Source organism: Streptomyces collinus, assembly GCF_031348265.1.
GTDB classification, from domain to species: Bacteria; Actinomycetota; Actinomycetes; order Streptomycetales; family Streptomycetaceae; genus Streptomyces; species Streptomyces collinus.
In genome coordinates, this window is record NZ_CP133771.1 from 7738285 (window position 1) to 7750681 (window position 12397).

General features: G+C 72.6%; 9 protein-coding genes. 1 reads left to right on the forward strand and 8 read right to left on the reverse strand.

From position 1 onward, the window contains the following. Positions 1 to 5 precede the first annotated feature (5 nt). Positions 6 to 746, reverse strand: a complete 741-nt coding sequence (locus RFN52_RS34925; RefSeq protein ID WP_311241127.1) for a glycosyltransferase — start codon at positions 744 to 746, stop codon at positions 6 to 8. 203 nt (positions 747 to 949) lie between these two features. Between RFN52_RS34925 and RFN52_RS34930 the strand changes: the two genes are divergently transcribed. After that, positions 950 to 2788: a glycoside hydrolase family 15 protein gene (locus RFN52_RS34930; protein ID WP_184852479.1), complete on the forward strand. Its 1839-nt coding sequence runs from the start codon at positions 950 to 952 to the stop codon at positions 2786 to 2788. Positions 2789 to 2812: 24 nt separating this feature from the next. Here the strand turns inward: RFN52_RS34930 and RFN52_RS34935 are convergent, their stop codons facing one another. The 7 genes from RFN52_RS34935 to RFN52_RS34965 all read right to left on the reverse strand — a co-directional run bounded on the left by RFN52_RS34935 (position 2813) and on the right by RFN52_RS34965 (position 12396). Further along, positions 2813 to 5113: a putative bifunctional diguanylate cyclase/phosphodiesterase gene (locus tag RFN52_RS34935; RefSeq protein ID WP_311241128.1), complete on the reverse strand. Its 2301-nt coding sequence runs from the start codon at positions 5111 to 5113 to the stop codon at positions 2813 to 2815. A 118-nt stretch (positions 5114 to 5231) separates the two neighbouring features. Continuing rightward, positions 5232 to 6290 carry a UDP-glucose 4-epimerase GalE gene (gene galE, locus RFN52_RS34940; RefSeq protein ID WP_184852484.1) on the reverse strand — a complete coding sequence of 353 codons (1059 nt, stop codon included), beginning with the start codon at positions 6288 to 6290 and terminating at the stop codon, positions 5232 to 5234. A gap of 106 nt (positions 6291 to 6396) precedes the next feature. Further along, positions 6397 to 7182 (reverse strand): GntR family transcriptional regulator, encoded by a 786-nt coding sequence (locus tag RFN52_RS34945; RefSeq protein ID WP_184852486.1) that lies wholly within the window; start codon positions 7180 to 7182, stop codon positions 6397 to 6399. A 21-nt stretch (positions 7183 to 7203) separates the two neighbouring features. Next, positions 7204 to 8697, reverse strand: a complete 1494-nt coding sequence (locus tag RFN52_RS34950) for a CoA-acylating methylmalonate-semialdehyde dehydrogenase (protein ID WP_184852488.1) — start codon at positions 8695 to 8697, stop codon at positions 7204 to 7206. A 42-nt stretch (positions 8698 to 8739) separates the two neighbouring features. Next, positions 8740 to 10614 (reverse strand): 3D-(3,5/4)-trihydroxycyclohexane-1,2-dione acylhydrolase (decyclizing), encoded by a 1875-nt coding sequence (iolD, locus tag RFN52_RS34955; protein WP_184852490.1) that lies wholly within the window; start codon positions 10612 to 10614, stop codon positions 8740 to 8742. After that, positions 10611 to 11504 (reverse strand): 5-deoxy-glucuronate isomerase, encoded by an 894-nt coding sequence (gene iolB / locus RFN52_RS34960; protein ID WP_184852493.1) that lies wholly within the window; start codon positions 11502 to 11504, stop codon positions 10611 to 10613. Before iolB ends, iolD begins: the two co-directional genes overlap by 4 nt. A 13-nt stretch (positions 11505 to 11517) precedes the next feature. Then, positions 11518 to 12396, reverse strand: a complete 879-nt coding sequence (locus RFN52_RS34965; RefSeq protein WP_184852495.1) for a Cgl0159 family (beta/alpha)8-fold protein — start codon at positions 12394 to 12396, stop codon at positions 11518 to 11520. Between the last annotated feature and the right edge of the window lies 1 nt (position 12397).

Below are 12397 nucleotides of genomic sequence, written 5' to 3' on the forward strand. Positions count from 1 at the left end.
AACAGTCACCGTGAGAGGGAGATGCGCAACACGTCCGCCATGGAGCGAATGCCGTCGCGTCGGGCTGAGAAGGTCGATCCGGGCATGTCCGTCCAGGCCACCGGGACCTCGACGACGGTGCCGCCGGCCCGCACGATGCGGGCGAGCAGCTCCACGTCGAAGGCGAAGCCGTCCACCCGGCAGGTCGCCGCCGCCTCCCGGGCGAGCCGCCCGTCGAAGAACTTGAACCCGCACTGGGTGTCGGCGATCTCAGGGAGCGTCAGGCGGGTGAGCCGCCGGAACATCCAGCCGCCGCAGCGGCGCATCGCCGACTCCTCGACCTCGAACCGGGACCCGTCGACGTGCCGTGAGGCGATCACCGCGGCGCAGCCGTCCTGCAACAGGGGCAGCACCTTGCCGAGGGTCTCGACCGGGGTCGCGTTGTCGGCGTCGAGGAACCCGACGAAGCGGGCCGTGGAGGTGACGATGCCCCGTCGTACGGCCGCGCCCTTGCCGCGTTCGCTGCACCCGATGACGTGGACGCGGGTGAGAGGGCTGTCGAAACGATCCGGTACGTCGTTCGTGCAGTCCACGGAGTTGTTGTCGACCACGACGACGGCCGACGACCAGACCTGTTCCCGGAGGTAGTCCACCGTCGTCCCGATGGTGCGGGGAAGGCGGCGCTCTTCGTTGACGGCCGGGATGACGATCTCCAGCTCGACCGGGGGCCGCCTGAGGCACGGGGGAATTCCCTCGCGTGTGTGCACAGGAGTTCACCTCCGTCGTGATCCGGCGGCGCCGATGCGTCGCCGTACGTTTACGACGTATACGAGCATCTTGTGCCGATTTGTTCTCATGCGTCAAGTGGGGCCGGGTATGGGTTGACGGGCACGCTTGTCCGGGCGACGATGTATGTATACGTCGTAAACATCGGATGGCGTCCATCGCGGGAACGGCAAGGGCGGTGAACATGAGCGCACCGATCGAGGACTTTGCCCTCCTCAGCGATCTGCAGACCGCGACCATGGTCGGCCGCGACGGCTCCGTCGACTGGCTGTGCCTGCCCCGCTTCGACTCACCCGCCTGCCTGGCCGCGCTGCTGGGCGACCGCGGCAACGGCTGCTGGCGCGTCGCCCCCGCGGGCGAGGCATCCGCCGGAACCCACTCCGACCGGTGCGCGGAGCGCGCCTACCGCAAGGACACCCTGGTGCTGGAGTCGCGGTGGGAGACCCCGGACGGAACCGTCCGCGTCACCGACTTCATGCCCCCGCGCACCCAGCTGCCCTGCCTCGTCCGCGTGATCGAGGGGCTGTCCGGGGCCGTCCCGATGCGCAGCGAACTGCGGCTGCGCTTCCACCAGGGCAGGGTGGTGCCCTGGGTGCGGGACGCCGGGCAGTGCACCGTCGCGGTCGCCGGGCCGGACGCCGTCTGGCTCGGCGCCGACGGGCCGGTGACCGCGCTCGGCGACACGGACGCCACGGTGTGGGAGTTCACCGTGCCCGCCGGGCGGCGGCTGGCCCTCACCCTGGCCTGGTCGCCGTCCCACCGGCCCGATCCGCCCGCGCCGCTGTCCGTCCCCGCCGAGACGGCGCTGAAGGAGACCGTCGACTTCTGGCGCCGCTGGGCGGGCCAGTGCCGCTACCGGGGGCCCTGGCGGGAAGCCGTGGTGCGCTCGCTGATCACCCTCAAGGCCCTCACCTACGCCCCCACCGGCGGCATCGTCGCCGCCCCCACCACCTCACTGCCCGGCCGCATCGGCGGCGACCACAACTGGGACCACCGCTACTGCTGGCTGCGCGACTCCACCCTCACCCTGTCCTGCCTCCTGCGCAGCGGCTACCGGGACGAGGCCACGGCCTGGCTGGACTGGCTGGTGCGGGCCATCGCCGGCGACCCTGCCCAGTTGCAGGCCGTGTACGGCGTCGGCGGCCAGCGCCTGCTGCCGGAGACCGAGGCGCCCTGGCTCCCCGGCTACGAGGGCTCGCAGCCGGTACGGTTCGGAAACCGCGCCGTCGGCCAGTTCCAGCTGGACGTCTACGGCGAGGTGATGGACACGCTCTGCCTGTCGCTGCGGGCGGGCATCCCCATGCCGGCCCACGTGTGGGACCTGGTCGAGGCGCTCATGGGCTGGCTGCTCCGGCACTGGCGGGAACCCGACCAGGGGCTGTGGCAGGTGCGCGGGCCGCGGCGCCAGTTCGTGCACTCCAAGGTCATGGCGTGGGTGGCCGCCGACCGCGCCGTACGCATGGGGGAACTCCTCGGCCGCAACGGCTCGTCGGCCGAATGGCGCGCCATGCGGGACGAGGTGCGAAGGCAGGTCCTGCGGGAGGGCTGGGACGCCGGCCAGCAGTCGTTCGTCCAGGCCTACGGCTCGCCGGACCTGGACGCCTCCGGCCTCCTGATGCCCAGACTGGGCTTCCTGCCGGCCTCCGACCCCCGGGTGCGCGGCACCCTGCGGGCGATGAGCCACCTGGATCACGGGGGCTTCCTGCGGCGCTACGGGCGCGACGGCGGCGGAGCGGACGGCACGCCCGGCGGCGAGGGCACCTTCGTGGCCTGCTCCCTCTGGCACGCCGCCGCCCTCGCGGCCGGTGGTCACACCGAGCACGCCCAGGAGGTCTTCGAACGCGTCCTCGCCATCCGCAACGACGTCGGCCTGCTCGCGGAGCAGTGGGACCCGGACGCCGGACGGCAACTGGGCAACGCCCCACAGGCGTTCAGCCACCTCGCGCTGGCGGAGACGGCGTTCGCCCTGTCCGCGGCGCAGCCGCGCCGGGGCCTGCCGAGGCGCCCGGCCGGGCGCGGATAGCCCATCGTCCCGCCTGCACGGCGGTCACCGGAGCGCCGGGCCCGGGCCCCCGCCGTAGTGCTTGCGCAGCGCGACCGCGCTCTGTTCCACCGTCAGGGGCCGTGCGAACAGGAAACCCTGCCCGAACCGGCAGCCCATGGAGGTCAGCAGGTCCCGCTGTCCCCGCTGCTCGATGCCCTCGGCGATGATCTGGAGCCCGAGCGTCCTGGCGAGGCACACGATGCCGTGGACGAGTGCGGCCTGCCGGGGATCCCGCGGGATGTCGTCGATGTACGTCTTGTCGAGCTTGAGGGTGTCGACGGGGAAGTCGCGCAGGTAGCGCAGGGAGGAGAATCCGGTCCCGAAATCGTCGACCGCGATCCGTACGCCCAGCTCCTTCAGTGACCGGATGACCCTGTCGAGCCGGTCGTCACGGTGCAGGAGCACGGACTCGGTGAGTTCCAGCTGGAGCGAGCCGGGGGCGAGGCCCGGTGTCTCGACGGCCTTGCTCACCTCCTCCAGGAAGTCCGCGTCCTGCCACTGGCGGCCGGAGACGTTGACGCTGATGTACGGCGCCAGGCCCCGGCCGGCAGTCCGCTGCAGCCGGGCCATGTCGGCGACGGCGTTGCGCAGCACCCAGGCGCCCAGGGGCGCTATGTGGCCGGTCTCCTCGGCGAGCGGGATGAACTGCCCCGGTGGGACCGGTCCGCACCGGCCCTGCGGCCAGCGGGCCAGCGCCTCGAAGCCGATGACCTGGCCCCCGGTGATGTCCACGACGGGCTGGTAGCGCAGCGCGAACTCCTCCCGGGAGATCGCGCGGTCCAGGCGCGCCCGCAGGTCGTGCCGCTCGGTGACGCGGACCCGCAGCCCCGGTACGAAGCGGCTCCACTGCCGCTTCCCCGCGGACTTCGCCGCGTACACGGCCAGGCCGGCGCACGACAGCAGTTCGTCGGGGTCGGTGCTGTCCCACGTGGTGGCCACGCCCACGCCGGCGGAGACGGTGACGGTGCCCTCGGGGAGCCGGAAGGGGCGGTCCAGTACCTCGATCACCTGTTGCGCCAGCAGTTCGGCGTCCTCGGGCTGCCGGGCCTCCTCCATCAGGACCGCGAACGCGTCGCCGCCCAGCCGGGCCGCGGTGTCGGTGCGCCGCAGCGTCTGCGACAGCCGCTCGCCCACCGCCTTCAGGATCCGGTCGCCGGCCGCGTGCCCCAGGGTCTCGTTGACGGTCTTGAAATCGTCCAGGTCGATGAAGAGGACGCAGGCCAGGGGCGACTCCCGGCGGTCGTGCAGCAGGGCCCTGCCGATGCGCTCCAGCAGCAGGGCCCGGTTGGGCAGGCCGGTGACGGGGTCGTGGAAGGCCCGGCGGGAGAGTTCATACCGCAGCTTCCGCTGCTCGGTCACGTCCCGCAGGGTGACGACGAGTCCGCCGACGGACCCGTCCGCCCGCAGGTCGCGGCAGCGGGCCTCCACCTCGGCGCGCCCGCCCGGACCGCCCACCCTCCAGTGGTCGTGGACGTCACGGCCCGGATCGCTGTCCAGCGCGGCCAGTGTCCGGTCGACCCGCTCCCGGTCCTGCGGTTCGACCAGACTCCGCAGGGGGGTCCCCGTCACCTCGCTGCGGCCGAACAGGGTCCGTGCCGAGGGGCTGGCATAGCGGACGGTCGAGTCGGCGCCGACGACCAGGACGACGTCCGAGGCGCTGCTCAGGAGGGTGCGGAAGTACGCCTCGCCCCCCGGGTGCGGGCGGTCGGGCCGGAGTTCGGCGCGGTGTGCCGCCGGCCCGGCGTGTGCGGCGAGGGTCTCCAGTGCTGCCCGCGCCCCGACGAGCCGGCGCTCCGGCCCGGCGGCCAGCAGCACGTCCGCGCGGCCGGAGGCGGGGCCGGGCTCTGCCGGGGAGCAGACCAGGGCGGCGGGCAGACCGGCCAGTCGCGCGGCGATGCCCGGCGGCAGCCGGTCGACGGGCAGCAGAAGGGAGGCGCGTCCGGTGCCGGGCGGGAGACCGGGAACCTCCCCGGCCGGCAGAAGGAGGGATCCGTGCGGGACATGCGCCCCGAGCAGTGCGGCGACCGCCGCCTCGCAGCACCGGGAGACCTGATCCGGGCTCTTCGCCGAGGCCAGCGCTGCGATGGCCGCCAGCAGCACCCGCTCACGGGCCCGGGCCCTGCGGTGTTCCGCGATCATGCCCGCCAGACGCAGGACCAGCAGCAGGAAGAGGACGCAGGAGAGGGCGGTCGGCACGATGGCCGTCCACAGCGGCTCGCGGAGCCCCGGGACCGCCAGATACAGGCAGACGGCTCCTCCGGCCGGCGCAACGAGGGCGGCCATCAGCCATTGGGCCGGCGGCATGGACACTCGCCTCCTCGGGTCGGAGGATTCCGGAGCGGCCGTGCACGAGGGGGCCGCCCTCGACATGGGCGGCGCATCGCGGTCACGGCTCTTCCGCGGTCATCTCCGGACGGATCGTTCAGTACTCCTTCGGCTTGAGGCGGCGCGGCGATTCCGCGTAGCCGTTCGGATGGAGGCGCTGAAACCGCCAGGCGTCCCGGCACATGGCGTCCAGGTCCCTGGTGGGGCGCCAGCACAGGTCGCGTGCGGCGGCGCGCGCGTCGGCGACGTACTCGGCCACGTCACCGAGGCGCCGCGGGGCGGCCTCGGTGGGGATGTGGCGGCCGGTCGTGCGCGAGAACTGGGTGATCACGTCGAGGACCGAACTGCCCTCGCCCCGGCCGAGGTTGTACACCCGCATGCCCGGTTGGTCGCCGAGGCGGTCCAGCGCCACCCGGAGCGCCTCGACGGTGTCCATGACGTGCACGTAGTCGCGGATCGCGGTCCCGTCGGGGGTCGGATAGTCGGTGCCGTACACGCGCAGCCGGTCCCGCTGTCCCGCTGCCACCTTGGCCAGGGACGGCATCAGCTTCCCGGGCGGGTCGTGGGGGGCCTCGCCGAGCAGTCCGCTGGGGTGGGCGCCGACCGGGTTGAAGTAGCGCAGGCACATCACGGCGTACTCGGGGCGGCGGGCGCACACGTCGGCCAGGATCTGCTCACAGACCCACTTGGAAGCGGCGAAAGGGTTGGCCGGGCGGGCCGGTGCGGACTCGTCGAGCGGCCCGTGCGCGGCCTCACCGTATATCGAACACGTGGACGAGAAGATGAGCCGGTGCACCCCGTGCTCCTGCATGGTGCGCAGCAGGGCTGTGGTGCCGGCGATGTTGGTGTCGTAGTACTCCAAGGGCAGGCGCGCCGACCGGCCGGCCGACTTCAGGGCGGCGAAGTGCACGACGGCGTCCACGGCGTGCCGGTGGAACACCGCCGACAGGGCCTGCCGGTCGCGGATGTCCAGCTCGTACACGGCGCCCACGAAGCGTCCGGCGACCCGCTGCATCCGTGTGAAGACCTGCGGGGTGCTGTTGGAGTAGTCGTCGACGACGATCAACTCGTAGCCGTGGTCCAGGAGTTCGGCGCAGGCGTGACTGCCTATGAAACCGGCTCCGCCGGTGACCAGCACGGTGGACGGTGGGCTCATGAGCCAGGCTCTTCCCCGGGGACTCGTACGTTTACGGTGTATATATACGACTTTGCGCCCGGTTGTGCCGTGGAGTCAAGCTGTTCGGGCCCATCCGCGCCATCCGCTACGGCCTCACCAGCAACTGGAAGTCGAACGTGTAGAGCGAGGCCCGGTAGATGTGCGTTCCGTACTCGACCGGGCGCCCCGTGTCGTCGTACGCCGTGCGCCGCATGGTGAGCAGCGCCGCGCCCTCCTCCTCGTCCAGACGGGACGCCTCCCGGGCGGTGGCCGCGCGGGCACCGACGGTCTGGCGGGCGCTGTGCAGCGTGATGCCCGCCGAGCGCATCATGCGGTACAGGCCGGTCGACTCCAGGCGTGCGCTGTCGAGGTCCAGCAGGGGCGCCGGCAGGTAGTTGCGCAGCAGCGCCACCGGCCGGCCGTGCGTGCGGCGCAGCCGGTCCAGGACGGTCACCTCGCCGCCCTCCGGCACCCCCAGGGCGGCGGCCACGTCCCCGGCGGCCGGGACGACCTCGTTGCGCACGACCTCGGTGGTCGGCGCCTGCCCCGCCGTCTCCAGGTCGTCGTAGAGGCTGCTCAGTTCCAGCGGGCGTCTGACCTGGCTGTGCACCACCTGCGTGCCCACCCCGCGCCGCCGGACCAGCAGCCCCTTGTCGACGAGGGACTGGATGGCCTGGCGGACGGTGGGGCGGGACAGGCCGAGGCGCACGGCCAGGTCGACCTCGTTGCCCAGGAGGTTCCCCGGGGCGAGGACCCCGTGCTCGATCGCCGCCTCCAGTTGCTGCGCGAGCTGGTGGTAGAGCGGCACGGGGCTGCCCCGGTCCAGGGCGAAGTCCAGCGAGCCGAGCGCGGAGGCCGCCGTGGTGCGGGCCCGGTCACCGGTCTTCGCCATGGATGAACCCCCCTTAGGGTGTCAGGAGTTGCTCGGGAAACCGAGGTTGATGCCGCCGTCGGACGGGTCCGGCCAGCGGGTGGTGATGACCTTGCCCTGCGTGTAGAAGGCGATGCCGTCGTTGCCGTAGATGTGCAGGTCGCCGAAGAGGGAGTCCTTCCAGCCGCCGAAGGAGTGGTAGCCGACCGGGACCGGGATCGGCACGTTGACGCCGACCATTCCGGCCTTGACCTCCAGCTGGAAGCGGCGCGCCGCGCCGCCGTCCCGGGTGAAGATCGCCGTGCCGTTGCCCCAGCGGGAGGAGTTGATCAGCTGGATGGCCTCCTCGTACGTCTGCGCACGGACGACCGCCAGCACCGGGCCGAAGATCTCGTCCCGGTACGCGTCCGCCGTCAGCGGCACCCGGTCCAGCAGGGAGACGCCGAGGAAGAAACCGTCCTCGTGGCCGTCGACCGAGAAGCCCGTGCCGTCGACCACGACCTCGGCGCCCTGCTCGGCGGCCGACGTCACATAGGACGCCACCTTGTCGCGGTGCTCGCGGGTGATCAGCGGGCCCATCTCGGAGGCCGGGTCGTTTCCGGGGCCGATCTTCAGGTTCCTCGCCCGCTCGGCGATCTTGCCGACCAGCTCGTCGCCGATGTCACCGACGGCCACGACCACCGACACGGCCATGCAGCGCTCGCCCGCCGAGCCGTACGCGGCGTTGATCGCCTGGTCGGCGGCGAGTTCCAGATCGGCGTCGGGCAGCACCAGCATGTGGTTCTTGGCGCCGCCGAGGGCCTGCACCCGCTTGCCGTGCTCGACCGCCTTCAGCTGGATGTACTTGGCGATCGGCGTCGAGCCGACGAAGGACACCGCCTCGATGTCCGGGTGCTCCAGGATACGGTCCACGGCCGTCTTGTCGCCCTGCACGATGTTCAGGACGCCCTCCGGCAGGCCCGCCTCGGTGGCCAGCTCGGCCAGCCGGAAGGAGGCCGAGGGGTCCTTCTCCGAGGGCTTCAGCACGAAGGTGTTGCCGCAGGCGATCGCCAGCGGGAACATCCACATCGGCACCATCGCCGGGAAGTTGAACGGCGTGATGCCGGCGACGACGCCCAGCGGCTGGCGGATCGAGGCGACGTCGACCCGGGTGGAGACCTGGGTGGACAGCTCGCCCTTGAGCTGGACGGAGATCCCGCACGCCAGCTCCACGATCTCCATGCCGCGCGCGACCTCGCCGAGCGCGTCGGAGTGCACCTTGCCGTGCTCGGCGGTGATCAGCTCGGCGATCTCGTCGCGGTGGGCGTCGAGCAGCTCGCGGTACTTGAACAGGATCGCCGTGCGCTTGGCCAGGGAGGACTCGCCCCAGCTCTCGAAGGCGGCCTTGGCGGAGGCGACCGCGGCGTCGACCTCGTCGACGGATGCGAACGCGACCTGCTTCTCCTGGGCGCCGGTCGCCGGGTTGTAGACGGGGCCGAACCGGCCGGAGGTGCCCTCGACGGGCTTGCCGTCGATCCAGTGGGTGATGGTCTTCATGGTGCGCAAGGGCCTTTCGTGGAGCTTGAGGTCAGGGGGAGTTCAGAGGTGGCGGCGGCGGTCCGCGACGTGGCGGTCGTAGCGCTCACGGGCCTCGACGGCCGCCTCCCGGGAGGCGGTCTCGGCGACCGGCACGTCCCACCAGGCCTCGGCCGGGGGAGCGGTCGGGGCCGGGTCGGTCTCGACGTACACACACGTCGGGCGGTCGGAGGCGCGGGCCGCGGCGAGCGCCTCGCGCAGCTCGCGCACCGTCTTGGCGCGCAGCACGTCCATGCCGAGGCTCGCGGCGTTGGCGGCGAGGTCGACGGGCAGCGGGGCGCCGGTGAAGGTGCCGTCGGCGGCCCGGAAGCGGTAGGCGGTGCCGAACCGCTCGCCGCCGGTCTCCTCCGACAGGCCCCCGATCGAGGCGTAGCCGTGGTTCTGGATCAGGACGATGTTGACCGGCAGCCCCTCCTGGACGGCGGTGACGATCTCCGTCGGCATCATCAGGTAGGTGCCGTCGCCGACCAGCGCCCAGACCGGGGTGCCCGGGGCGGCCTGCTGGACGCCGATGCCGGCCGGGATCTCGTAGCCCATGCAGGAGTAGCCGTACTCCAGGTGGTACTGGCGCGGGCTGCGGGAGCGCCACAGCTTGTGCAGGTCGCCGGGGAGCGAACCGGCCGCGTTGATCACCACGTCGTCGTCGCCGACGGCCGCGTCCAGCGCGCCGAGCACCTGCGTCTGGGTCGGGACCGCGCTGTCGTCGCCGGCCCGGTAGGCGGCCTCGACGACCTCGTCCCAGCGCTCCTTGCCGGCGCGGTACCCGGCCTCGTAGGCCTCGGACACGTGGTGCCCGGCCAGCCCCCCGGCCAGCTTCTCCAGACCGGACCGGGCGTCGCACACCAGGGTCCGCGCGGCCAGCTTGTGCGCGTCGAAGGCGGTGATGTTGAGGTTCAGGAACCGCACGTCAGGGTTCTGGAAGAGGGTGCCGGAGGCGGTGGTGAAGTCGGTGTAGCGGGTGCCGACGCCGATCACCAGGTCGGCGGTGCGGGCGAGTTCGTCACTGACCGCGGTGCCGGTGTGGCCGATGCCGCCGAGGTCGGCGGGGTGGTCGTGGCGGAGTGAGCCCTTGCCGGCCTGGGTGGAGGCGACGGGGATGCCGGTGGCCTCCACGAACGCCTGCAGCGCCTGCTCGGCCTCGCTGTGGTGCACGCCGCCGCCCGCTACGATCAGCGGCCGTTCCGCCGACCTGATCGCCTCGACGGCGGCCGCCAGTTCCACCGGGTCCGGCGCGGGACGCCGTACGTACCAGACCCGCTCGGCGAAGAACTCCTCCGGCCAGTCGTATGCCTCCGCCTGCACGTCCTGCGGCAGGGCGAGGGTGACGGCGCCGGTCTCGGCCGGGTCGGCCAGCACCCGCATCGCCTGGAGCGCCGAGGGGATCAGCGCCTCGGGGCGGGTGATCCGGTCGAAGTACCTCGACACCGGGCGCAGCGTGTCGTTGACCGACACGTCCGCCTCGACCGGGTGCTCCAGCTGCTGGAGCAGCGGGTCGGGGGCGTGCGAGGCGAAGTAGTCACCGGGCAGGAGCAGCACCGGCAGCCGGTTGATCGTCGCCAGGGCCGCGCCGGTGACCAGGTTCGTGGCGCCCGGGCCGATCGACGTCGTCACCGCCTGCGCGGACAGGCGGTTCAGCTGCCGGGCGTAGCCGACCGCCGCATGCACCATGGACTGCTCGTTGCGCCCCTGGTGGAACGGCATGACCTCCTCGCCCGCCTCCAAGAGCGCCTGGCCGACCCCGGCAACGTTGCCATGTCCGAAGATGCCCCAGGTCCCGGCGATCAGCCGGCGGCGCACGCCGTCGCGCTCGGTGTACTGGGCGGACAGGAACCGCACCAGTGCCTGGGCGGTCGTCAGTCGGCGGGTGGGGGCGCTCATACGGAGGTCTCCGGGGCGGTGTAGAGGGGGAGGCGGGGGTCGACCGGCTGGTCCGGCCAGGTGTCGCGGACCCAGGCGTGGTCGGGGTGGTCGCAGATCAGCCAGGCGCGCTCGGCCTCCGGGCCCGCCATGACGTTGAGGTAGTACATGTGGTGGCCGGGCGTGGCCATCGACGGCCCGTGCCAGCCGTCCGGGATCAGGACGACGTCGCCGTCGCGGACCTCGGCCAGCACATCGGTGTCCCGGCCCGGGCCGGAGGGGGAGACGCGCTGGTAGCCGAGGCCCGGGGTGCCGTCGTGGCCGGCGAACTCGAAGTAGTAGATCTCCTCCAGCACGGACTCCTCGCCCGGCCGGTGCTCGTCGTGCTTGTGCGGCGGGAACGACGACCAGTTGCCGCCCGGCGTGATCACCTCGACCGCGATGAGCTTGTCGCACTCGAAGACCCCGGCCGCGCCGAAGTTGTTGACCTGCCGGGAGCAGTTCCCGGTGCCCCGCAGCTCCACCGGGACCTCTGACGCGGGGCCGTAGCGCGCGGGCAGCCGGCGGGTGCAGCGCGCGCCGGTCAGCGCGAACCGGCCACCGCCGGCGGACGTCACGGTCGCGCGGGCGTCGCGCGGCACGTACGCGAAGTCGCTGACGCCGCTGAACACGTCGGCGCGTCCCTGGAGTTCGAACGTCTCCTGGCCGAAGTCGTCCCCGGCGGCGACCGTGCAGCCGCCGCTCAGCGGGACGACGATCCACTCGCTGTCACCGGTGTCGAAGGAGTGCGCGCCGCCCGGCGGCAGCTCCAGGACCCGCAGGCTGGAATGCCCCCAGCCTGCCTTCTCGGGCGTGACGTCGACGGCGTAAGGGCCGCCGAGGGCCTTGCCGGCGGGAAGGTGGTACGTCATGGCATCCTCCGGATCACAGCAGACCGACGGCCGTGTCGACCGCTTCTTCCACGCTGCCCCCGGCCGGGTAGAGCAGCGACCGTCCTACGACCATGCCCTGGACGGTGGGCAGCCGCAGGGCCTTGCGCCAGCGCTCGTAGGCGCCCTCCTGGTCCTCGCCCACCTCGCCGCCGAGCAGCACGACCGGCAGGGTGGAGGTCTCCAGCACCTCGGCCATGTCCTCCGGGTCGTCGGTGACGGGCAGCTTCAGCCAGGTGTAGGCGGAGGTGCCGCCGAGCCCGGAGGCTATGGCGACGGACCGGGTGACGGCCTCGGCGGACAGGTCGTTGACGACCCTGCCGTCGATCCGCCGGGAGATGAACGGCTCGACGAACAGGGGCAGTCGCCGCTCCGCCATGGCGTCGATCGCCCGCGCGGTGGACTCCAGCGTGGTCAGCGAGCCCGGGTCGTCGTAGTCGATGCGGACCAGGAGCTTGCCCGCGTCGAAGCGGAGCCGGGCGATGTCCTCGGCGCGGTGGCCGGTGAAGCGGTCGTCCATCTCGAAGGAGGCTCCGGCCAGGCCGCCGCGGTTCATGGAGCCCATGACAACCTTGTCGTCGAGGACGCCGAGGAGCAGGAGGTCCTCCAGGATGTCGGCGGTGGCGAGCACCCCGTCGACGCCGGGCCGCGACAGCGCGGTGCACAGCCGCTCCAGCAGGTCGGCGCGGTTGGCCATGGCCAGGCGCCGGTCGCCGACCCCGAGGGCGCCGCGCGCCGGGTGGTCGGCGGCCACGATCATCAGGCGGCCGCTGTCGCCGAGCAGCGGGCGCCGCGTCCGCCGGGCCGCCGCCTCGGCGACGGCCTCGGGATTGCGGGCCCGGACCGTGGTGAGGTCGGGGATGCCGATGTTCAAG